23 protein-coding genes are annotated in these 21,076 nt (G+C 65.2%); 14 read left to right on the top strand and 9 right to left on the bottom strand.

Going from position 1 to position 21,076, the window contains the following annotated elements; genetic code table 11:
• Entirely contained in the window at nucleotides 1-537 is a 537-nt protein-coding gene (locus tag ACZZZM_RS01215) for an energy transducer TonB (RefSeq protein WP_463593287.1), read from the bottom strand.
• Nucleotides 538-606: 69 nt separating this feature from the next.
• Nucleotides 607-1,668, bottom strand: a complete 1,062-nt coding sequence (gene recF / locus ACZZZM_RS01210; protein WP_463593286.1) for a DNA replication/repair protein RecF — start codon at nucleotides 1,666-1,668, stop codon at nucleotides 607-609.
• Nucleotides 1,669-1,745: 77 nt separating this feature from the next.
• Here recF and ACZZZM_RS01205 point away from each other — a divergent pair, with 77 nt between their 5' ends.
• The gene (locus ACZZZM_RS01205; RefSeq protein WP_463593285.1) at nucleotides 1,746-2,429 is read left to right on the top strand and encodes a hypothetical protein; all 684 of its coding nucleotides are present in this window, start codon (nucleotides 1,746-1,748) and stop codon (nucleotides 2,427-2,429) included.
• A gap of 2 nt (nucleotides 2,430-2,431) precedes the next feature.
• Nucleotides 2,432-3,148: a hypothetical protein gene (locus ACZZZM_RS01200; protein WP_463593284.1), complete on the top strand. Its 717-nt coding sequence runs from the start codon at nucleotides 2,432-2,434 to the stop codon at nucleotides 3,146-3,148.
• Here the strand turns inward: ACZZZM_RS01200 and ACZZZM_RS01195 are convergent.
• The 3 genes from ACZZZM_RS01195 to ACZZZM_RS01185 all read right to left on the bottom strand — a co-directional run bounded on the left by ACZZZM_RS01195 (nucleotide 3,145) and on the right by ACZZZM_RS01185 (nucleotide 5,802).
• Nucleotides 3,145-3,903 (bottom strand): Coq4 family protein, encoded by a 759-nt coding sequence (locus ACZZZM_RS01195; protein WP_463593283.1) that lies wholly within the window; start codon nucleotides 3,901-3,903, stop codon nucleotides 3,145-3,147. The genes ACZZZM_RS01200 and ACZZZM_RS01195 overlap by 4 nt on opposite strands.
• A 45-nt stretch (nucleotides 3,904-3,948) precedes the next feature.
• On the bottom strand, nucleotides 3,949-5,061 hold the full coding sequence (gene dnaN, locus ACZZZM_RS01190) for a DNA polymerase III subunit beta (protein WP_463593282.1): 1,113 nt from the start codon (nucleotides 5,059-5,061) through the stop codon (nucleotides 3,949-3,951).
• Between the two features lie 138 nt (nucleotides 5,062-5,199).
• Complete coding sequence (locus tag ACZZZM_RS01185; protein ID WP_463593281.1) at nucleotides 5,200-5,802, bottom strand: outer membrane protein; 603 nt, start codon at nucleotides 5,800-5,802, stop codon at nucleotides 5,200-5,202.
• A 142-nt stretch (nucleotides 5,803-5,944) separates the two neighbouring features.
• On the opposite strand from ACZZZM_RS01185, the gene ACZZZM_RS01180 reads away from it, so the two are divergent.
• Together ACZZZM_RS01180 and ACZZZM_RS01175 are read left to right on the top strand one after the other, a co-directional pair.
• A complete protein-coding gene (locus ACZZZM_RS01180) occupies nucleotides 5,945-6,619 on the top strand; it encodes a histidine phosphatase family protein (protein ID WP_463593280.1) in 675 nt (224 codons plus the stop codon).
• Nucleotides 6,616-7,074, top strand: a complete 459-nt coding sequence (locus ACZZZM_RS01175; RefSeq protein WP_463593279.1) for an invasion associated locus B family protein — start codon at nucleotides 6,616-6,618, stop codon at nucleotides 7,072-7,074. Before ACZZZM_RS01180 ends, ACZZZM_RS01175 begins: the two co-directional genes overlap by 4 nt.
• 20 nt (nucleotides 7,075-7,094) lie before the next feature.
• On the opposite strand, the gene ACZZZM_RS01170 is transcribed toward ACZZZM_RS01175, so the two are convergent.
• Nucleotides 7,095-7,616: a PepSY domain-containing protein gene (locus ACZZZM_RS01170; protein ID WP_463593278.1), complete on the bottom strand. Its 522-nt coding sequence runs from the start codon at nucleotides 7,614-7,616 to the stop codon at nucleotides 7,095-7,097.
• A gap of 100 nt (nucleotides 7,617-7,716) precedes the next feature.
• Here ACZZZM_RS01170 and rlmN point away from each other — a divergent pair, with 100 nt between their 5' ends.
• From rlmN to ACZZZM_RS01145, 5 genes are read left to right on the top strand one after another with little or no spacing between them, the layout of a single operon-like run.
• Nucleotides 7,717-8,925: a dual-specificity RNA methyltransferase RlmN gene (gene rlmN / locus ACZZZM_RS01165; protein WP_463593277.1), complete on the top strand. Its 1,209-nt coding sequence runs from the start codon at nucleotides 7,717-7,719 to the stop codon at nucleotides 8,923-8,925.
• Between the two features lie 46 nt (nucleotides 8,926-8,971).
• Nucleotides 8,972-10,237 (top strand): class I SAM-dependent methyltransferase, encoded by a 1,266-nt coding sequence (locus tag ACZZZM_RS01160; RefSeq protein WP_463593276.1) that lies wholly within the window; start codon nucleotides 8,972-8,974, stop codon nucleotides 10,235-10,237.
• Nucleotide 10,238: 1 nt separating this feature from the next.
• On the top strand, nucleotides 10,239-10,997 hold the full coding sequence (locus ACZZZM_RS01155; protein WP_463593275.1) for a sulfite exporter TauE/SafE family protein: 759 nt from the start codon (nucleotides 10,239-10,241) through the stop codon (nucleotides 10,995-10,997).
• A 17-nt stretch (nucleotides 10,998-11,014) separates the two neighbouring features.
• Complete coding sequence (locus ACZZZM_RS01150; RefSeq protein ID WP_463593274.1) at nucleotides 11,015-11,689, top strand: cytochrome b/b6 domain-containing protein; 675 nt, start codon at nucleotides 11,015-11,017, stop codon at nucleotides 11,687-11,689.
• The gene (locus ACZZZM_RS01145) at nucleotides 11,686-12,417 is read left to right on the top strand and encodes a molybdopterin-dependent oxidoreductase (RefSeq protein WP_463593273.1); all 732 of its coding nucleotides are present in this window, start codon (nucleotides 11,686-11,688) and stop codon (nucleotides 12,415-12,417) included. The genes ACZZZM_RS01150 and ACZZZM_RS01145 overlap by 4 nt, the downstream gene beginning before the upstream one ends.
• A 3-nt stretch (nucleotides 12,418-12,420) precedes the next feature.
• Here the strand turns inward: ACZZZM_RS01145 and ACZZZM_RS01140 are convergent, their stop codons facing one another.
• From ACZZZM_RS01140 to ACZZZM_RS01130, 3 genes are all read right to left on the bottom strand, one after another.
• Complete coding sequence (locus ACZZZM_RS01140; RefSeq protein WP_463593272.1) at nucleotides 12,421-12,753, bottom strand: DUF1801 domain-containing protein; 333 nt, start codon at nucleotides 12,751-12,753, stop codon at nucleotides 12,421-12,423.
• Between the two features lie 84 nt (nucleotides 12,754-12,837).
• On the bottom strand, nucleotides 12,838-13,914 hold the full coding sequence (locus tag ACZZZM_RS01135; RefSeq protein ID WP_463593271.1) for a tetratricopeptide repeat protein: 1,077 nt from the start codon (nucleotides 13,912-13,914) through the stop codon (nucleotides 12,838-12,840).
• A 43-nt stretch (nucleotides 13,915-13,957) separates the two neighbouring features.
• Nucleotides 13,958-15,034, bottom strand: a complete 1,077-nt coding sequence (locus tag ACZZZM_RS01130; protein WP_463593270.1) for a tetratricopeptide repeat protein — start codon at nucleotides 15,032-15,034, stop codon at nucleotides 13,958-13,960.
• Between the two features lie 139 nt (nucleotides 15,035-15,173).
• Here ACZZZM_RS01130 and ACZZZM_RS01125 point away from each other — a divergent pair, with 139 nt between their 5' ends.
• The 5 genes from ACZZZM_RS01125 (at nucleotide 15,174) to ACZZZM_RS01105 (ending at nucleotide 21,061) form a co-directional block, all read left to right on the top strand.
• Nucleotides 15,174-16,418: an argininosuccinate synthase gene (locus tag ACZZZM_RS01125; protein ID WP_463593269.1), complete on the top strand. Its 1,245-nt coding sequence runs from the start codon at nucleotides 15,174-15,176 to the stop codon at nucleotides 16,416-16,418.
• Between the two features lie 92 nt (nucleotides 16,419-16,510).
• On the top strand, nucleotides 16,511-16,810 hold the full coding sequence (locus ACZZZM_RS01120; RefSeq protein WP_463593268.1) for a hypothetical protein: 300 nt from the start codon (nucleotides 16,511-16,513) through the stop codon (nucleotides 16,808-16,810).
• A 92-nt stretch (nucleotides 16,811-16,902) separates the two neighbouring features.
• Complete coding sequence (locus tag ACZZZM_RS01115) at nucleotides 16,903-17,841, top strand: hypothetical protein (RefSeq protein WP_463593267.1); 939 nt, start codon at nucleotides 16,903-16,905, stop codon at nucleotides 17,839-17,841.
• Nucleotides 17,781-19,292, top strand: coding sequence for an NAD(P)/FAD-dependent oxidoreductase (locus ACZZZM_RS01110; protein ID WP_463593266.1), 1,512 nt, complete (start codon nucleotides 17,781-17,783; stop codon nucleotides 19,290-19,292). Before ACZZZM_RS01115 ends, ACZZZM_RS01110 begins: the two co-directional genes overlap by 61 nt.
• Nucleotides 19,289-21,061, top strand: coding sequence for a hypothetical protein (locus ACZZZM_RS01105; protein ID WP_463593265.1), 1,773 nt, complete (start codon nucleotides 19,289-19,291; stop codon nucleotides 21,059-21,061). Before ACZZZM_RS01110 ends, ACZZZM_RS01105 begins: the two co-directional genes overlap by 4 nt.
• The last annotated feature ends 15 nt before the right edge of the window (nucleotides 21,062-21,076 follow it).

Below are 21,076 nucleotides of genomic sequence, written 5' to 3'. Positions count from 1 at the left end.
TCACTTTTCGCCGGGGATCTCGTAGGTGAAGAAATTGGTGCCGATCGCGGCGACCGGCGCGCCCTTGTAGCTGGCTGGCGTGAAGCGCGCGCGCGCCGTGATCGAGGCGCAGACCGCCGTGTCGATCTCAGGGACGCCCGAAGTCTCGAAGACCTCGCAGGCCGAAATGCGGCCCTGCTCGTTGACTTCATAGACGAACTGGAGCGTGCCCGAGCGCTTGGTCTTGATCACCGTATTGGGATAATCGCCATAGGTGACCCAGTCGCCGGGATTGTTGGTGGCGCGCGCAGGAACCACGGCGGCGGGCACGCCCTTGGCGGTCAGCGCGGCGCAAGCGAGCGTCTGCGACGCCTGGTCGGGCTTGCCGTCGACTGGCTGGCAGCTGACGATCTTGCCATTGTCCCCCGTGCGGACCGCATAAGCGACTCCGGCATGGCGCATCGCCGGATAGACGAGGATGCCCTTGGCCTGCGGCTGGGCGTGGCCGGTGGCGGTCAGACCTGCGGCGGCAATGGCGAACCCGATGAGATAACGCATGTGCAGACCCCTGTTTCTGCTTTGAATGCAGCCAAGCTAGCGCGTTGCGCCGCCTCGCGAAAGACCCGCTCAGCCGATCGCGCCGCCGGCCACCTGATAGCGCGTGGCATCGCCGGGGACCGCGGCGAACAGTTCGGGTTCGGTACCCGTCATCCACACCTGGCCCGCGCCCGCCAGCCGCTCGAACAAGGCGGCGCGACGGCCCGGATCGAGGTGCGCGGCGACTTCGTCGAGCAGCAGGATCGGCGCGCGGCCGGTACGCTCGGCGACAAGCTCGGCATGGGCAAGGACGAGCCCGAGCAGCAGCGCCTTTTGCTCGCCGGTCGAACAAAGATTTGCGGGCTGCCCCTTGCCAAGATGCGTGACGATCAGATCGGCCCGGTGCGGACCTGCCAGCGCCCGGCCCGCGGCGGCATCGCGGCGGCGGCCTTCGGCAAGCTCGCGCGCCAGCTGCGCGGCATCGCCCTGCCAGCCCTCCAGCGCGATCCCTGCGCGCGCAAAGACGCTTTCGGGCTGTGCCGCCAGTCGTTCGCCGAGCAGTGCAATGGCTTCGCGCCGTGCCGAATCGACCGCGCCGCCATGCTCCGCCATCCGCGCCTCCAGTGCGGCGAGCCAATCGGGATCGGCGGGCTCGTCGGCGGCAAGCAACCGGTTGCGCTGGCGCATCGCCGCCTCATAGCGCGCCGAATGGTGGGCATGGCCGTGCGCCAGCGCCAGCGTCAGCCGGTCGAGGAAGCGGCGTCGCTCGCCCGGGCCTTCGACGAACAGCCGGTCCATTGCGGGGGTCAGCCACAGCACGGTCAACCACTCGGCCAGCGCTGTGGCAGAGCCAGGCGCGCCGTTGACCCGCACCAGCCGCCGCTCTGGCGCACCAGGCTGAACCCCGGTGCCGATCTCGGTGTCATCGAGGCGCGCCGCCACCCCGAATCCGCCATTGCCCCCCTGCCGCGCCATCTCGCCCAGCGCCGCGCGGCGAAGCCCGCGCCCCGGCGCCAGCAGCGAGACGGCTTCGAGCACATTGGTCTTGCCCGCGCCATTCTCGCCGGTCAGCACCACAAAGCCCGGGCCGGGCGTCAGCACGGCATCGGCATGGTTGCGGAAATCGGTCAGGACGAGACGGGTTACGGCCATTGTGGCCTCCCTAGCGCACCCCCTTGCCGCCGGACAGCGCTTGGCGGATGATCGCGCCTGAAAAAGGGGAGTGCCGCATGATCCGGATCTGCCTGGCCGCCGCGGCCCTGTTGCTCGCCGGCGCCTGCTCGTCGGCAAAGCCCGAGGACATGACTGCGCATTATGTCCGCGAGGGCCAGCCGGCATTGGTCGCGATGGCGGCCGCGAATGGCGACGCGCGCGTCTCAGCGGGTGACACGATCTTCCTGCGCAAGGGCGGCAAGGAATATGTCGTGCTCCACGATGCCGCAGGCGATTTCAGCGCCAGTGTCGAGGATGCCCTGGCAGTGTTCGGCGAAGACAAGAGCGCCGCGCTGACCCCCGGCGCCCAGCCCGAATATGCGTTGAGCGAGGCAGGATCGGAGACCGTCGCGGGGATCAAGGGCACGCTTTGGAAAGGGCATCCGCGCGAAGTGCCCTCGCTCGCTTCCTTCGAAGGCGCGGTGAGCAGCGATCCCGCGCTCGCGCCGCTCGGCCGGGCACTGGCGCTGCAGACGCGCTTCGCCATCACTCGCAACAGCGCGATCCAAGGCGGGCCGGGCAATTTCGAGAAAGCGATGCTCGATCTGTTTGCCAAGGGCGCGGTGCTGCGCTTCAATCAGATCCTCCGCCTCGAGCGCCTGGACAAGGCCCCGATACCCGCAGCCCGATTTGCATTGCCCGAGCCCCTGCTCGGCCGCGATGCGCTTCGCAACCGCCTCCGCCAGCCCGCAAAGGATTGACCATGCGCCTCCACTTCTTCGCCGCGATCCTCGCATTGCTGCCGCTGCCGGCGCTCGCCGACGTCACTGCGCGCTATTCGGCGGGAAAAGAGGTGCTCCTCGTTGAATCCGACGATGGCGGAAATTCGCGGATCGGGATCGAGGGCAAGATCAGCATCATCCGCCGCGACGACAGCGACTATATCGTGGTGACAAGGCCCGGAAGCGAAACCAAGGTCGTCGAACTGGTCGATTTTATCACGTTTCTGAGCAGCGCAATGGCGGACATGGCGGCAGCCGAGGCAGTGCGCGGCATGGGGGTCGAAAAGTTCGTGCTGCAGGCCAAGGGCGACGTGACGGTCGGCGAGCGCAAGGGATCGCTGTGGAGTTTCGGACCCGAGAAGGAGCAGGATGGCAGGCCGGGCGAAATGCTCGATTTCGTCATCAGTGCCGACCCCGCTTTGACGCCGATCGCCGCAATCTATCGGCGCACGCTCGAATCGGCGCTGCCGCTGCTGGGCCTGCTCATTCCCGAAACATCCGGCTTCGCTCCCCAGGCGCTCGAATTGCTGTCCAAGGGTGCGCCGCTGCGCATCGATAAATTGATCGAGCTTCAGTCGGTCGCGACCACGGAGATCGATCCCAAGCGTTTCGAACTGCCCGCTCCGGTGAGCAGCGCCGCCGAGTTCATGTCGACGATGGGCCCGATGCCCGCGATGGAAATGACGCCGCTGCCCTAAATCCCCTTAAGGCCTGCCGCGGCGAGGCTGGCCTGGGCGACGCGATATTTGACCGGTTCGGCGATGCCCAGCCGGCGGCGGGCCGCGTCGAGCGGCTCAGCCAGCAACGCCTCATAATCCTCGCCGTGCAGCCAGCCGGCTTGCTTGCCGTGGCGATAGCCCTCGGTCACTGCCTTGAAGAAATCGAGCTTGCCGGTCACGCGGATGCTCTTCAGCGCCGCGCCCGCCGCAATGAACGCCCAGCCAAGCCCGCCGGTCTGCGCATAGGAAAAGGCGACCAGGCATGCTTCGCCGAGATGCTCATCGGCCTTGTAACCGGTGATCACGTGCCAGAGATCATGGATGTCACGCTCACGGCGGCCCATCCAGGTATAGGGATGATCGACCTGCGCATTGGCGAATTCGGTCATGCTGACTTCGACCAGCCCGTCGGCCGAATAGCCCGTAGTGTCGAGAAAGTTGCGATAGGCGGCGCCGACCGTGCCTTCTGCGAAGCTGTCGATCCAGGCGCGATCGGTCAGCCGCTCGGCCAGCTCGACGCGATTATATGCAATCGCGCCGCCTTGAGAGGTGGTCAGCAGCTTGCGGTAATTGCGCTGCGTCACATCGCCGTTGAGCGCGCGCATGATCCGGAACACCTGCTCGGTGTCATCCCCGTTCGAAAGCAGCCGCCGCAACGCGGCGAGCGCTGTGCCCCATTCGCGCTTCATCGGCATGCCGGGGTTGAACGGCGCGGGTGCAGGTTGCGTAGCCATGCGACTCAACTACGCGCTACTTACATCAATGTCAATAGTGGTGCGTCACACCCGCATCGGCATCAGCACATAGAGCGCGGGCGACGCGTCATTCTCGCGGATCAGCGTCGGCGCCGCGGCGTCGGCGAGGTGCACCTCGACCAGATCGCCTTCGATCTGCGCGAGGATGTCCATCAGATAGCGGCTATTAAAGCCGATCTCGAAGCCCGATGCGGCATAGTCGCCGGGCACTTCCTCAGCCGCGGCGCCGTTCTCCGGGCTGGTCACCGACAGCGTCACCTTGTCGCGGTCGAGCGCCATCTTGACCGCGCGGGTCTTCTCGGTGGCAATCGTCGAGACGCGGTCGACGCCTTCCATCAGGCTCTTGGGGTCGATCTTGAGGATCTTGTCATTGCCTGTCGGGATGACGCGCGAATAATCGGGGAAGGTGCCGTCGATCAGCTTCGAGGTCAGGATCGCCTGGCCCATGTCGAAACGGATCTTCGAAGCCGAAAGCGACACACCGACTGAGCCGTCGACTTCGTCCAGCAGCTTGCGCAACTCGGCGACGCACTTCCGTGGGATGATGATGTCGGGCATCGATTCGGCGCCATCGGGGCGCGGCACGGTGACGCGGGCGAGGCGGTGGCCGTCGGTCGCGGCGGCGCGCAGCATCGGGGTAGCTTCGTCGGCGACATGCAGGAAGATGCCATTGAGGTAATAGCGCGTCTCTTCGGTCGAGATTGCGAAGCGCGTCTTGTCGATGATCTGCTTGAGCGTCTCGGCAGGGAGCTCAAACGCGGTCGGCAGTTCGCCCTCGGCGATCATCGGGAAATCGTCGCGTGGCAGCGTGCCCAGGTTGAAGCGCGCGCGCCCCGCGGTGACGGTGATCTTGCCCTCGGCGGCGGCGAGCTCGACCTGAGACCCGTCCGGCAGCTTGCGGACAATGTCGAAAAAGGTGTGCGCCGAAATCGTCGTCGCGCCGGGCTGATCGACCGCGGCGGGGATCGTCTCGTCGATCTGCAGATCGAGATCGGTCGCCATCAGGCGGAGCGCGCCCGAGGCCTGCGCTTCGATCAGCACATTGGAGAGAATGGGTATCGTGTTGCGCCGCTCGACCACCGACTGGACGTGGCTGAGGCCCCTCAACAGAGTTGCGCGTTCGATCGTCGCCTTCATCTTGAAAACCCCCGGGGCCGAAACTGCCCGAATCCAGCTGAGCTGGGCCTAGATTTGGGGGTTGACCTTAACGGCAAAAAGGGCCGGAGCAAGCGCCCCGGCCCTTCCTTCAACAGCTAATTTACTGTCTTCTTGCGCTTAGAAGCGGACGCCGACGCCGCCAAGGACCTGATGGCGCTTGGCGTCGATCCCCGACGAATCGTCCTCATACTTCGAGAAGCGGTATTCGGCCTTGGCATAGACCTTGTCGGTCAGCTTGACTTCGCCGCCCGCGCCCAGGCGCCAGCCATCGGCATTGTCCTTGCCGCCGATCGAAGTGGTGCCGGTCGAATAGCGCGTTTCGAAGCCGGCATTGGTGTAGCCGCCCTTCGCATAGACCAGCGCCCGGTCACCGACCGTGAAGCCGACGCGCGCGCCGGCATAGAGGTCGCGGCCAGCCTTCACGCGCAGGCGGTCGCCGGCGGCGAGCACGCCGTAATCGGTCGCGCGGGTGGTGGCGCCGGTGATTTCGCCTTCGACGCCGAAGACTGCGCTGCCGGCCTGGAAATCATAGCCGATCTGGCCGCCATAGACGACGCCGTCACGGCCGCCGCCATTGGCTGCGCCGTCCTCGACGCGGTCCCAGCCGACGATCGCTTCGGCGCGCGGGCCGGTGAAGCTCGAACCGGCGTCCTGCGCGAAGGCCGGAGCGGCCAGCGCCGACGAGGCGATGAGTGCGGCAGCGAGAATCTTGGTACGCATAACTAACTCCTTGGGTACTCGACTTGGCCCGCAACACTCGCGGGTCAGAAGCTAAATAGGCATTCCCGACGGCCTGTTGCATGAACCTCAGACAACAAGGAAAGGCGTTGCTTTCCGGCCACAGGGGCTTGAAAGAGCCTCCATGGATTCCAAGCCACAAGCGCCGCACGATCCTTCCCAGCGACTGGGCCGCGACTTCATCGCGCGCCACGGCGAGACGGTGTTCAATCTCGCGCGAAGAATGCAGGGCCATCATCCGCATACGCCGCTGACCCGTGCCGGTTTTGCCCAGGCCGATGCGATGGGCGCAGCACTGCGCGCGATTCTCGGCCCCAAGCCGAAACTGACTTTATGGTCGTCGAGCGCCGGGCGCGCGCTCCAGACGCTGGCGGTCATCACCGAGCATCTCGAACTGGATTGGCACCAGGCCAAGCATGACGACCGGCTGATCGAGATCGGCATGGGCGAATGGAGCGGCCGCTATTATGCCGACCTGGCCAGCGAGGAGAATGGTTTCCTAGATCTCGCGCAGGGCCTCTACACCCGCCCGCCGCCGGGCGGCGAGTGGTATGACGCGATTGCGATCCGCGTCTCGTCCTGGCTCTCGGACACCGATCAGGACCCTGGCGACCGGCTGGTGATCATGCACGGCATGTCGAGCCGGATCCTGCGCGGCGTGATGACCGGCCGCGACGTGATGCCCCAATTCGATGCACCGGTGGCGCCCGATCTGCCGCAGGGATCGATCGTCATGATCGAAAAGGGCGTCGAGACCCTGGTCCATACCGGCACCGGGCGGGATTCCGCGCCCGCATGATCGCGCTTGCCCTGGTCCTAGCGCTGCTCCCGCGCGAGGCACTCGGCACCTATCAGGGCTGGGGGGCGTTTCGCGACGCCTCCCCCCTGCGCTGCTTCGCCATCGCCAAGCCGGTCGAGAAGCATGCCGACCCGCAGCCCTTTGCCAGCATCGCCACCTGGCCGCGCGACCGGGTGCGCAATCAGCTCCACATCCGCCTCAGCCGCGCGCGCGCCGCCAACGCCCGGGTCACGCTGTCGATCGGCGAGCGGCGCTTCGAGTTGAAGGCGGGCGCTGCCGATGCCTGGGGCCCCGATGCGCGCACCGATGCGGCGATCGTCTCGGCAATCCGTTCGGGCCGCTCGATGAGCGTCGAGACGGTGGCTGCGAACGGCGCCCCTTTCGCGGACACCTATGCGCTGAAAGGCGCGGCGACGGCGATCGATGCCGCGGGGATCGGCTGCGCGGGGCGCTGATAGCGCCATGGGTCCGAATCCTAATGCGCCCAGCGCGTCTTGAGCAATTCGGCCTTGCCGTCCTTGACCCGCACTTCCATCGCCGGCTCGTCCTCTCGGCCCGGCGCAAACAGTTCGTAGATAACGCTGCCGTCGGTCTGGGTGCTTTCGATCACTCGCTCGGGCGCGAAAGGCGGCTTGGCAGCGGCGGTGGCGAGGGCGGGTACGTCCTTCCAGGCCAGGTCGCGCTGGATTTCCACGAGCTTCCAGCCACTGCCCTCCTGTAGCATGTCGAGCTCGACTTCGCTGCCGTCGGGCCGCTTGCCCTCGACGTCATAATAAACGCGGCCTTCGCGTTCCTTGCGCTCGGCCTCGGTCACCGTGATGCCCGGCACCCATTTACGCACCTCGGCGGCAAGTTCGGGAGGCAGATCGGCCGTGGCGACTTCGGAGATGTTGGTCTGCGGCCCTTGTCCCAGCACGCCGTTCGCCTGCTCGCTGTTTTCGGCACCCGAGCATGCCGCCAAGCCCGCCGCCAGTGTCAGAATCGCCCAACCGCGCATCTTGGCTCTCCCATGGTCAACCGGTGTCATCCTACGCGCGTCGGGGTGCCACGCAAAGGCCGGGTGGAAAAGTGCAGCCGAATCCGCTATATGCCTGCGCATGCAGACAGAGTCGGCCGCCCTCATGCCCATTCCCGGGCACATCGATCCCGTGCCCGTTCCGCGCGCCCGTCTGGCGCGTCCCGATGGACGCATCGACTTGCTCGGCCTTTCCAAGCTCGAACTGCGCATGGCGCTCGAGACGTCGCAGCTCGAGCCGAAACAGGCCAAATTGCGCGCCAAGCAGCTGTTTCATTGGATCTACAATCGCGGCGTCACCGATTTTTCGCTGATGACCGACATCTCGAAGACGATGCAGCCCTGGCTGGCCAATCGCTTCGTGATCTCGCGCCCGCAAGTGATCGAGGCGCAGGTCTCCACCGACGGCACGCGCAAATGGCTGCTGCGCTCGCCGGACGGGCAGGATTACGAGATGGTCTTCATCCCCGATGCGGATCGCGGCACGCTTTGCGTCTCTTCGCAGGTCGGCTGCACGCTCAATTGCCGCTTCTGCCACACCGGCACGATGCGGCTGGTGCGCAACCTCGAACCTTCGGAAATCGTCGGCCAGGTCATGCTCGCCCGCGATGCGCTCGGTGAATGGCCGAGCCAGCCCGAGGGCCGCATGCTCACCAACATCGTCATGATGGGGATGGGCGAGCCGCTCTACAATTTCGATCACGTCCGCGATTCGCTCAAGCTGGTGATGGACGGCGACGGTCTTGCGCTCTCGAAGCGGCGCATCACGCTGAGCACTTCAGGCGTCGTCCCGATGATGGCGCGCGCTGGCGAAGAAATCGGCGTGAACCTCGCGGTGTCGCTCCATGCCGTCACCAAGGAAGTGCGCGACGAAATCGTGCCGCTCAACCGCAAATACGGGATCGAGGAATTGCTCCAGGCCTGCGCAGACTATCCCGGCGCCAACAATGCCCGGCGGATCACGTTCGAATATGTGATGCTCAAGGACAAGAACGACAGCGACGCCGATGCGCGCGAGCTGGTCCGCCTGCTTAAGCATTATGATTTGCCCGCCAAGGTCAATCTGATCCCGTTCAATCCCTGGCCCGGCGCGCCCTACGAATGTTCGACCCCCGAGCGGATCCGCGCCTTCTCCAACATCATCTTCGAAGCCGGCATCTCGGCACCGACGCGGACTCCACGCGGGCGCGATATCGATGCGGCATGCGGCCAGCTCAAGACTGCGGCGGAGAAGAAGAGCCGCGCCGAGCTCGATCGCCAGTCCGAAGAGAAGCTCGCCGCTTTGGGCTAAGTCGTTACGCTATTGCGCTGAACCCACCAGCGGATATGTTTCGCTCATGTGGCTGATGGACAAGATGCTCCGCCGGCTCATCCGCGAGGGTGAGCTCACTGTCATCGAGCATGACGGCACGCGTCATCAATATGGGGCGCCGCATCCGCGCCACGGCCCGTTGACCGTGCGGTTCGCCGACGCCAAGGTGGCGTCCGACATCATGCGCGACCCGCGGCTCGGGCTCGGCGAGGCCTGGATGGATGGCCGGCTGATCGTCGAGCAGGGCGATATCCGCGAAGTTATCCTGCTCGCGCACATGAACGGGCCGTTCGAGCAGCCCGGCCATTTCCAGCCCAAGGGCAAGTGGCGCAAGATGCTCGATGCCACGCTCGGCCGCATCGACCAGGTCAATTGGAAGGCGCGCTCGAAGCGCAACGCCGAATACACCTACAATCTCACGCGGCGGCTCTACGAGCTGTTCCTCGACGCCGACCGCCAATACACCATGGCCTATTACCACGACACGTCGAACAGCCTGGAGCAGGCGCAGCTCGACAAGAAGGCGCATGTCGCAGCTAAGCTCTATCTCAAGCCCGGCATGAAGGTGCTCGATATCGGCTGCGGCTGGGGCGGGCTCGCGCTGTATCTCCACCGGATGTACGATGTCGACGTGCTGGGCATCGCGCTAGCGCCCGATCAGATCGCCTTCTGCAAGGAGCGCGCCGAGGCGGAAGGCGTGGCGGATCGCGTCAAGTTCGAGCTGATGGATTATCGCGACCTGACCGGCGAGTATGACCGGATCATCAATGTCGGGTTGATCGAGCATCTCGGCACGGTGCATTATCCGGGCTTCTTCGCGAATGTCCGCCGCTTGCTCAAGCCCGATGGCGTGATGCTCTCGCATTGCTGCGGCCGCGCCGGCGGGCCGGGCACCACCGATGCCTGGACGCGCAAATACATCTTCCCCGGCGGCTATATCCCGGCGCTTTCGGAGCTCGTGACCGAGAGCCAGCGCCACCGGCTGATCGTCACCGATGTCGAGGCGATGCGCTATCACTACTGCTATACGCTGGAGGAATGGTACAACCGCACCTGCGCCGCGAAGGACGAGATGATCGCGCTGTATGACGAGCGCTTCTTCCGGATGTGGCAATTCTATCTGGCGGGGGCAGAGGCGGCGTTCCGCTATGGCGGGCTGGTCAATTGGCAGATCCAGTTCGTCAAGCGCCGCGACGCGATTCCGATGACCCGCGACTATATGCACGAGGAAGAAGAGCGGCTACGCGGGCTCGAGGAGCCCCCCTTATGGCATCTCGCCGCCGCCGAATGATGTGATCGACACTGCCGGACTCGCCTTGGCAGCCGGCGCGGGCGTGCTTGGCGGCGCGATGAATGCGCTGGCCGGTGGCGGCACCTTCGCGACCCTGCCCGCGCTGATCGCGCTGGGTCTTCCCTCGAACGTCGCCAATGCCACTTCCAACGCCGCTTTGCTGCCAGGGGCCGGGGCGAGCGCCTGGGAATATCGCGACGAGCTTGCCCCGGTCGGCGGGCTTTCGGTGCCGACGCTCGCGGTAATCACCTTTGCCGGCGGCCTGGTGGGCAGCGTGTTGCTCGCGCTCACCCCCAGCCGCGCATTCGACCTGATCATCCCCTGGCTATTGCTCTTCGCCTTCGCGGTGATGCTGTTCGGCAAGAGCGCGTCGGAGTGGCTGCACGCACGCGTCACGATCGGCCGGCCCACCCTCATCACGGCGCAGAGCCTGCTCGGCATCTATGGCGGCTATTTCGGCGGCGGAGTCGGGCTGATCACCACGGCGGTCTATGGATTGCTTGCCGGCGCGCATCCGCGATCCTTGTTTGCGATCCGCACGCTGATGCTCGCGATCGCCAATCTGGCCGCGGCGTTTGTCTTCGTCGCAGTCGGGCTGGTGCATTGGTGGGCCTGCCTGCCGATGCTGCTGGGCGGGATCCTCGGCGGCTGGCTGGGCGCGAAGCTGGGCAAGAAGCTGCCGCTATGGCTGGTGCGCGCCTGGACGCTGCTGGTAACCGGCAGCACGACGATCGTGTTCTTCGTGCGCGCCTATAGCTGATGCGCTAGGAGATCGGCATGCAGGTCTTTCGCCACCGGCTGATCACGCGCATCTGGCATTGGATCAACGCGCTCGCGGTGATCGTCCTGATCGGGTCGGGGCTGATGATCTTCAACGCGCATCCGCGGCTCTATTGGGGGCATTATGGCGCGAATTTCGATCCCGCATGGCTCGAATTGCCGCGCTTTCCCGGCTGGCTGACCATCCCCTCGCATTATAGCCTCGCGGGCGCGCGGCACTGGCATCTGTTCTTCGCGCTGGTGCTGGCCTTCGGGCTACTGGTCTACATGGTCTTGAGCCTCATCAACCGCCACATCCAGCGCGACCTTCGCATCCGCGCCGCCGAACTTTCGCCCGCCGTTCTGGCCCACGATGCCCGCGAGCATCTGGCATTGCGCTTCCACGATCCCAGGGATCCGCGCGCCTATAATGTCTTCCAGAAGCTGAGCTATGTCGCGGTGCTCTTCATCCTCACTCCGTTGCTGATCCTCACCGGCCTCGCCCTGGCACCCGGCATGTGGCCTTGGCTGGTAGATCTGTTCGGCGGCCGGCAATCGGCGCGCTCGATTCACTTCATCGCGATGGCGGCGATGAGCGCCTTCATCGTCATCCACCTCGCACTCGTCTTTCTCGCCGGGACGATCAACGAAGTCCGCTCGATGATCACCGGCTGGTGGAGGGTGCCCGAATGATCACGCGGCGCAGCGTCATCCTCGGCACCGGGGCGGCAATGCTCGCCGGGTGCGATTCGCTCACCGACAACCCGGCCTTGCTCTCGGCCGAGGACGCGCACCGTTTCCTCCAGCGCTCGGTCACCGGCCGCGCCGCGCTGGCGAAGCAATATCGCGCCGATCAGATGAGCCCGCGCTTCCGCGTCAACGGCACCCACAATCCCAACACCCCCGAATATAACGACCTCGCCGCAAACCGCTTCGCCGACTGGCGCTTGCAGGTGGACGGCCTCGTCGCGCGCCCGCTCAGCCTCAGCCTCGCCCAGCTCCAGTCGCTCCCCCAGCGCGCGCAGATCACGCGGCACGATTGCGTCGAGGGCTGGAGCGCGATCGGCAAATGGCAGGGCCCCCGGCTCGAAACGCTGCTCCAGCTGGCCGGCCTCCGCGACACCGCTCGCTACATCGTCTTCCACTGCGCCGATCGCTACGGCGCCAGCCCCTATTACGAATCGATCGATCTGATCGACGCCTTCCACCCCCAGACCATCCTCGCCTGGGCGCTGAACGACCGCTACCTCGACATCGGCCACGGCGCCCCTGTCCGCCTGCGTGTCGAGCGCCAGCTTGGCTACAAGCACGCCAAATATGTCATGCGCGTCGAAGCCGTGGACTCGCTCGCCGGGATACAGGGTGGCAAGGGCGGCTTCTGGGAGGATTCGAACGCGTACGAATGGTATGCGGGGATCTGACCCTCAGCAGACTGCGCAATGGCCCGCGCCTGCCGACGCTGCCCAACTCTTGGTCACGATTTCCTCGAGCACCGCAGCATCCACATCGGCGAGCTTGGTGACGTAGAGGCAGGCCTTGCTCCGCTTGTGCTTGCCCAGCCGCGCGAGCAGTTCGTCATATTGGGGGAAGCCGCCGACATAGAAGACCAGCTCCGCCTTGCGCGGGGAGAAGCCGATCCGGCACATGTCGCCCTCATGCCCGCTGGCATATTTGTAATGATAGCTGCCGAAGCCGACGATCGTCGGCCCCCACATCACCGCCGGCTCGCCTGTCACCCGCTCCAGCAGCGCGCGCACTGTCTTGCCGTCGTGCGCCGCACTGGATGCGCCACTTGCTCGAGAAAATCGTCGACGCTGACCTGGGTGGCCTGCGTCTTGTTCTCAGCCATCGCAGTCGCTCCAATAATCCTTGTTGGTCGTGCAGGATTGCGCGCGCGTGAATTGATTGACGTAGCATACGGTCTTCATCGGGCAAGCCTTGCGCTCGCGCGGGCGATATTCGGGCGGCGCGTTCATCTTGTTGAACAATGCGACGACCTTCGGACGGAGCGGGCTGATCTGCGCCTTGACGCTGTCATCGCCCTGGCGGATCGCCATGTCCATCCAATAGAGGATCTCGTCCTGGTTCTTCTTGACGTCCTTCATCTGCAGTAGCGCGCTGGAGGCGAAGATCGCGCCGGCGGGCTCGCCGGCATCGGCCAGGTTGCGGCCCAGGCGATAGGCGAGGGCGTGATCCTTCTTCACGCCGGCGCCTTCGTTCGCCATCTGCGCCGCCAGATAGGTGCCGAAGACATGGCCCTGCTCGGCGGCGCGGCGGAAGAAGCCGAACGCCTTGGCCATGTCCTTCTTCACGCCCAGCCCGTTGGCGTAGATCGCGCCGGCCTGGAAGATCGCATCGACATGGTTGGCGTCGGCCGCCCGGAGCAAGGCCGGCAGCCCGCCAGCATAATCCTGGGGCTTGCCCATGTTGCCGACGAAATATTGCTGCGAGAGCTGATAATTGGCCGAAGGATCGCCCAGCGCCGCCGCGTTCCTCAGCACGTTGAGCGCCTGTTCGGTGGTCAATTCCTTGGTGGTGCCGGTCAGGCCTGCATAGGCGATCTCGTACAGCGCCGCCGCATCGTCCTTCTCGGCATAGTCCGCGGCCTTGTTGATCGCCTGAGCCATGATCATCGTGCGGTTGGCGGCGCGCTGCGCCAGCGCCGGCGGCGGCGCGGGGCAGGGCTTGCCGGTCCCGGCATTGTCCTCATAACCCTTGGCCCATCCGGCATCCGCATCGTTGAGGCGATTGCCGGCGCGGTCCTGCTCGACGAGCATGTCATAGACTTGGTGGCAATTCTGCCGCTGATAATATTGCCGCGTGGCATCGGGCAGCGGCACCCCCTTGCTCTGCGCCAGCGCGCCCACCGTCCCTGCCGCCGTCAGCGCCAGCGCAAACAGCATTCCACCGATCCGCATCGGATTTTCCCCTTCGATAAACAGTTGGGATCGAGAGACGGCGTCAGCCGTCGCAATCGTTCCAATAATCCTTGTTGGTCGTGCAGCTCTGGCGCGCGCCGCTGAAGCGATCGACGTAGCAAACCGTCTTCATCGGACAGGCCTTGCGAACGCGCGGGCGATATTCGGGCGGCGCATTGGCGCGCTGATAGGCGGCGATGACCTGCGGGCGCAGCGCACTCATCTGCTTGCGGATCTCGGCGTCGCCGTCGCGGATCGCCACATCCATCCAATAGAGCACTTCGTTCTCGTGCGTCTTGGCGTCCTTCATCTGCAGCAGCGCGCTCGCCGCGATCACTGCGCCCACCGGCTCGCCCTGATCGGCCAGGTTGCGCGCCAGGCGATAGGCGAGCCCGTGATCCTTCTTCACGCCGTCCCCGCCATTGACCATCGAGGCGGCGAGATAGGCGGCATAGATGTGGCCGAGCTCGGCGCCCTTGGCATAATATTCAAAGGCTTTTTTGGAATCCTTCTTGGTGCCGTAGCCCGCGGCATAGAAGTTCGCCGCCTGGAACGCCGCATCGGGATGATCGAGCTTTGCCGCTTCCTCGAACAAGGGCAGCGCCGCGGCATAGTCCTTCTTGCCCGTCGCCGATCCCGCCGCATAAAGCGTGGCCATCAGATATTTGGCGGGCGCATAGCCAAGCTTGCTGGCCTCGACGAGCATCTGCCACCCCATCGGCGGCTGGAGGTCGGGGATCTTGCCGTTGAAGGTCGAGACTGCGAGTTCGAACCAGGCCGCGCCGTCATTGAGCTTGCGATAGACGTTGAGGAAGCTGAGCCCGGGCCCGGTCGAGACGATGCGGTCGGTGGCCCGCTTGGCCTGCTCCGCGCTCGGCACCGGGCACTGCTTGTTCGCCTCGCCATTGGCTTCATAGGTGGCGACGAAATCCTTGTCCGCCTGGGAGACCGTCTTGCCCGCCTTGAAGTCCTCGACGATCAGGTCATAGGCGCCGTGGCAAGTCTGGCGGTGATGATATTGGGTGCCGATGTCGGGCAGCCCATGTTGCGTTTGCATCGCCACGGCGGCCGTGGTTCCGGCCAGAACCACTGCGAATATCAGCCCCAAACGCATCGCCATTTCCCCTTGGCCATGAACCTGCAAAGTTTCGCAGTCGCCCGGGGAGGGGACAAGTTACAAAGGCTGACAGGTGCCCCGCTTGCACAGCCGTGCATGGGACCCTAGAGCGCGCCGTTCCCGAAAGCCCGGAGTTCGTTTCATGTCCGATCAGATCAATCGTCCAGCCGGCGAAGCCGGTATCAATCGGGTCGTCCTCGCTTATTCGGGCGGCCTGGACACCAGCGTGATCCTGAAATGGCTCCAGCAGACCTATAATTGCGAAGTCGTGACCTTCACTGCCGATCTGGGGCAGGGCGAGGAGCTTGAGCCGGTGCGCGGCAAGGCGGAGATGGCCGGGGTAAAGCCCGAGCACATCTTCATCGACGATCTCAAGGAAGAGTTCGTCCGGGACTTCGTCTTCCCGATGATGCGCGCCAACGCGCTCTACGAAGGGCTCTATCTGCTCGGCACCTCGATCGCGCGGCCGCTGATCGCCAAGCGCCAGATCGAGATCGCCCGCCAGGTCAACGCCGACGCGGTCAGCCACGGCGCCACCGGCAAGGGCAATGATCAGGTCCGCTTCGAGCTCGGCTATTATGCGCTCAACCCCGATATCAAGGTCATCGCCCCCTGGCGCGAATGGGATCTGACCAGCCGCACCCGCCTGATCGAATTCGCCGAGCAGCACCAGATTCCGGTTAGCAAGGACAAGCGCGGCGAAGCGCCCTTCTCGACCGATGCCAACCTTCTCCACACTTCGTCCGAGGGCAAGGTGCTCGAGGATCCGTGGGACGAGGTTCCCGACTATGTCTATTCGCGCACGGTAAATCCCGAGGACGCGCCGGATGCGCCGGAGACGATCACGATCGATTTCGAGCGCGGCGACGGCGTTGCCCTCAACGGCCAGGCGCTCAGCCCCGCGAATCTGCTGGCGGCGCTCAACGAACTCGGTCGCAAGCACGGCATCGGCCGGCTCGACCTGGTCGAGAACCGCTTCGTCGGCATGAAGTCGCGCGGCATGTACGAGACCCCCGGCGGCACCATCTATCACTTGGCCCATCGCGGCATCGAGCAGATCACCCTCGATCGCGGCGCCGCGCATCTCAAGGACGAGCTAGCCCCGCGCTATGCCGAGCTGATCTATAACGGCTTCTGGTTCGCCCCGGAGCGCGAGATGCTCCAGGCCGCGATCGACCATAGCCAGGAAAAGGTGACCGGCACGGTCCGCCTCAAGCTCTACAAGGGCAATGTCATCGTCACCGGCCGCAAGTCGCCGTACACGCTCTATTCGGAAAAAGTAGTCACCTTCGAAGACGATCAGGGTGCCTATGACCAGCGCGACGCCGCGGGCTTCATCAAATTGAACGCGCTGCGCCTCCGCCTGCTGGGTCGGCGCGAGGGCTGATTTGGCGTGAATATCCAATGATTGTGCTGGTTTCGCCCTAGGCTCGTCTGCGCGGAAGCGTTTTTCCGCGCAGATATTCCAAGGGGATTAGCGTGATCGCCAAGCTACGAATTGCCGGAATCGCCGCCGCGGTGTTCGCCGCGTCCACTGCGACTCCCGCCTTTGCCGGCACCGGCTGCAACGGGGTCGTCAACATCTTCCTGTGGGGCTGTGCGCCCTGGGACAATAATAACGGCCCGAGCTATCCCTATTACCGCAAGAAGGCGGTCACCCTCCCGGCGCGGGGCACCCAGATCGTGACCAAGGACGGCGCCCAGATGGCGCTTCGCGGCGGCGTCTATTATCCGCTGGTCGGGCAGGACGGGAACAGCTTCCGCGTCTGGACGCAGTAATAGCCTCCCTGCTTCCCTCGCCTGAAAGGTTGCCGATGAACGCCCTCCGCTGGATTGCCCTCGCTTCGGCATGCGCTCTATCGATCGAAGTCGTGGAGGCGCAGGCGGTATCGATCGATCTTCCGGCCGGCACGCTGATCCCGAACGGCAAGTGGGAAGTGATGAAGATCGTCCAATGCGGACTCGATCATTCGTTCCTCGGCTACAAGGAGTGTTCGGTAGAGATCTACCGTGAGGGTGAGCTGCTCGGCGGGGGTCTCCGCCGATACCCCGCCGAACAGTTGCTGAAGGATTTGAACAATGCGCGCTATGACAAGGGGCTGGCGCCGCTGACCCGCGACCAGGCGAGCGGGCGGGCGCCCTATCCCGAAGCGGCGGACGCTCCGGCCTCTGCCTCAGCGGGCGGCACGACAAGATACGCGCCGATATCGCCGACTCAATATGTGAAGACCAATCCCGTGCCGCCGACGCCGCAGGGCTCTGGCGCGCCCTGCCCGAAGACGCCCTATGTCGAGATCCCCGGCTCCCAGCCGGCGAGCAACGCATTGTTCAGGCAAGTCATCGAAAGCGGCAACACTTTCCCGCGGTCCGCCTTTCTGTGGACGGGTGTCACGTTCGAAGCATTTTCAGTCCGCGCGCCGATCAAGAACAAGATCACGATGCAGCCCGGCGTCGGCCCCCGCCCGGATCACCGATGCCGCGCCGGTCGATGCCCCGCTCTATCCGGTTCTCTCGACCTATGTGATCTGCCACCAATATTCGTCGGGGCCGGATCGCACCCGGGTTGTGACGGGCGATTATTGCTTCGTCAGCCGCACCGGCAAATGGGCGTGCGGCAACGACAGCAGCGTTGCGCCCCGCAAGACCACTGCGCTGGGCTGAGCGCCGATTCGAGACCCCGCGTTAACCCAACATTATCCTTCTCTCTTCATTTCCAGTTTCGTGCACATGTCACGGGGGAAATGCCAGGATGCCCGCTTCTACGAACGCCGTTGACGTCGCGATCATCGGCGCCGGCCCGGCTGGGCTGACTTCGGCCTATCTGCTGACCAAGGCGGGCTATTCGGTCGCGGTGATCGAGAAGGATCCGGTCTATGTCGGCGGCATCAGCCGCACCGTCGAGCATCAGGGCTTCCGCTTCGATATCGGCGGGCACCGCTTCTTCTCGAAATCCTCGGAAGTGGTCGATCTCTGGAACGAGCTGCTGCCGGACGATTTCATCGAGCGCCCGCGAATGAGCCGCATCTTCTATGGCGGCAAATTCTACAGCTACCCGCTCCGCGCCTTCGAGGCGCTGTTCAACCTCGGCATCTGGACTTCGACGCTTTGCATGGCGAGCTATGCCAAGGCCAAGCTCTTCCCCAAAAAGGACGTGAAATCGTTCGAGGATTGGGTGGTCAACCAGTTCGGCCACAAGCTCTATTCGATCTTCTTCAAGACCTATACCGAGAAGGTCTGGGGCATGCCGTGCGACGAGATGTCGGCGGATTGGGCCGCGCAGCGCATCAAGGGGCTTTCGCTCGGCAAGGCCGTGATCGACGGGCTCAAGCGCTCGCTCCACCTCAACCGGAAGCCCAATGACGGGATGGAAACCAAGACGCTGCTGGAGAGCTTCCGCTATCCGCGCAAAGGTCCCGGCATGATGTGGGAAGCCGCGCGCGACCGCGTCGTCGAGGGCGGCAATCGCGTGCTGATGGATCATGCGCTGAAAGCGATGGCCTTTAACGAAGTTACCCAGCGCTGGAACGTCCAGGCGACGCACCAAAGCGAGACCGTCACGATCAACGCCGGCCATGTCATTTCCTCCGCGCCGATGCGCGAGCTGGCCGGACGCATCCAGCCGATGCCCGCCAGCATCCCCGCGGCGATGGACCTGCATTATCGCGACTTCCTCACCGTCGCCCTGATGATCCGCTCGGAGGATCTGTTCCCCGACAATTGGATCTACATCCATGAGCAGGGCGTGAAGGTCGGCCGCGTCCAGAATTTCCGCAGCTGGTCGCCCGAGATGGTCCCCGATGAGGGGATCGCCTGTGTCGGCCTAGAATATTTCTGCTTCGAAGGCGACGGGCTGTGGTCGTCCTCGGACGAGGATCTGATCGCACTCGCCACAAGCGAACTCGCGACGCTCTGCCTCGCCGATCCCGCCACCGTCGTCGGCGGCGCGGTCGTGCGCCAGGAAAAGGCCTATCCGGTCTATGACGAGGGCTATCGCGACAATGTCGACACGCTGCGCCGCGAACTCGAAGAGCGCTATCCGACGCTCCACATGGTCGGCCGCAACGGCATGCATCGCTACAACAACCAGGATCACGCAATGATGACCGCGATGCTCACGGTCAAGAATATCGAGCTCGGCGCGCGCGTCTATGATGTCTGGAACGTCAACGAAGACGCCGAATATCACGAGAGCGGCAGCGAAGGCGAACAGGCAGCGCTCGCTTCGGAGCGGCTCGTTCCGGAGAAACTGAGGGCCGCATGACGCCCGAACCGGCCCTGCCGGCAAATGGCGAGCGCCTCTGGCCGACGATCCTCATCGGCTGGGGCGTCGCCGCGCTTGTCCTGACCCTCGTCTCGGTGCGCGAGATCGCGCATCTCTGGTTCCCCGATCCCGACGATGCGATGCGCCTGCTCGAAGTCCGCGACTGGATCGGCGGGCAGAGCTGGTGGGACGTCACCCAGCATCGCCTGTGGGGCGGTCAGTTCCAGATGCACTGGTCGCGGCTGGTCGATTTGCCGCTGGCGCTGGCGATGCTCGTCCTCAAGCCGCTGATCGGCGCATATTGGGCCGAGCGGATCGCACTCGCCGGGGTGCCGCTGCTGACTTTGCTCGTGGTCATCGCGCTCGGCGCCGAACTCACTCGCCGCATCGCCGGGCTCGAACGCGCCAAGATGGCCGTCCTCCTCGCCCCGCTATCGGTGCCTCTCGTCTATCAGCTCCGCCCGATGCGGATCGATCATCATGGCTGGCAAGTCGCGCTTGCCGTCGCGGCGGTCGTCGCCTTGTTCGGCAAGCCCGATGCGCGCAGCGGCGCGCTTGCCGGCCTGTCGCTCGCCGCCTTGCTCACTGTCTCGCTCGAGGGGCTGCCGATCACTGCCGCGATCCTCGGCGTGATGCTGCTCGCCTGGGTGTTGGATTCCAGCCGCCGCGAGCAGGCCGTGGCGGCGCTCGCCACGCTCGTCGCCGGCGTCGCCATCCTCCACGTCGCCACGCGCGGCCCCGCGATCTTGGCCCCCGCCTGCGATGCCATCGCCCCCGTCTGGATCGCCGCGCTGGCTATCGGCGCGCTCGGCGCCTGCGCGGCGATGTCCGTCCCGCGCACCGGCCCGCTCGCGCGCCTTGCCATGCTCGCCGCCGCCGGCGCCGCCGCACTGGCAGTGCTCGCCACCAACGCCCCGCTCTGCACCAAGGGGCCGTTCGCGACGCTCGATCCGCTGGTCTACGCCTTGTGGTATCGCAACGTCTCCGAAGGCCTGCCGCTGTGGGACCAGGTGCTTCCCTGGGCACTGATGACGATAAGCTTCCCGATCGTCGGCCTGATCGGCGGCGCGCTCGCCTGGCGCGCGAGCCATGGCGAGGAACGCGCCCGCTGGACGATGATGCTCGCGCTAGCGGCCCTCTCCTTCGCGCTGTCGATCCTGATCATCCGCACCGGCGCCACTGCCAATGCGCTGGCGCTTCCCGGCGGCGCATGGCTGCTCCATGCCTTGCTCACCCGCGCCCGCGCCGTGCCCGGCGTGCCGCTGCGCACGCTTGCCACCGCCGGCGCATTTCTCGCCGCCACCCCCGGCCTCGTCGCCAGCGCGTTGTTCGGCACCCCGGTCAGCGCCACCACGCCGGGCGACCGGCAACTGACCGCGATGTCGGTTCCTCCCTGCGACCAGGGCCATGAAATCGCCGACCTGATCGCTCTGCCCAAATCCACGCTGTTCGCCCCGCTCGACGTCAGCCCCAATCTCCTCGCCTGGACGCCGCACCATGCGATCGGCAGCGGTTATCATCGCAACGCCGAATCGATCCGCCGCGTGCTCAGCACCTTCCTCGCCACCCCCGAAGCCGCCCGCGCATCGGTGATGGCAAGCGGTGCCGCTTATGTCGTCGGCTGCCCCGGCGCGAACGAGACCGAGATCTACAAATCGGCCGCGCCCAATGGCTTCTGGGCGCGGCTCGAACGCGGCGAGCGCTTCGACTGGCTTCAGCCCGTCGCGATTCCCGGCTCCCCCGTGCTCGTCTGGAAAGTCCTGCGCTAAGCATCCGCTTGCGGC

It is taken from the genome of Sphingomonas sp. AC522 (assembly GCF_979258125.1).
This window is presented reverse-complemented; position numbering and strand designations above follow the sequence as displayed.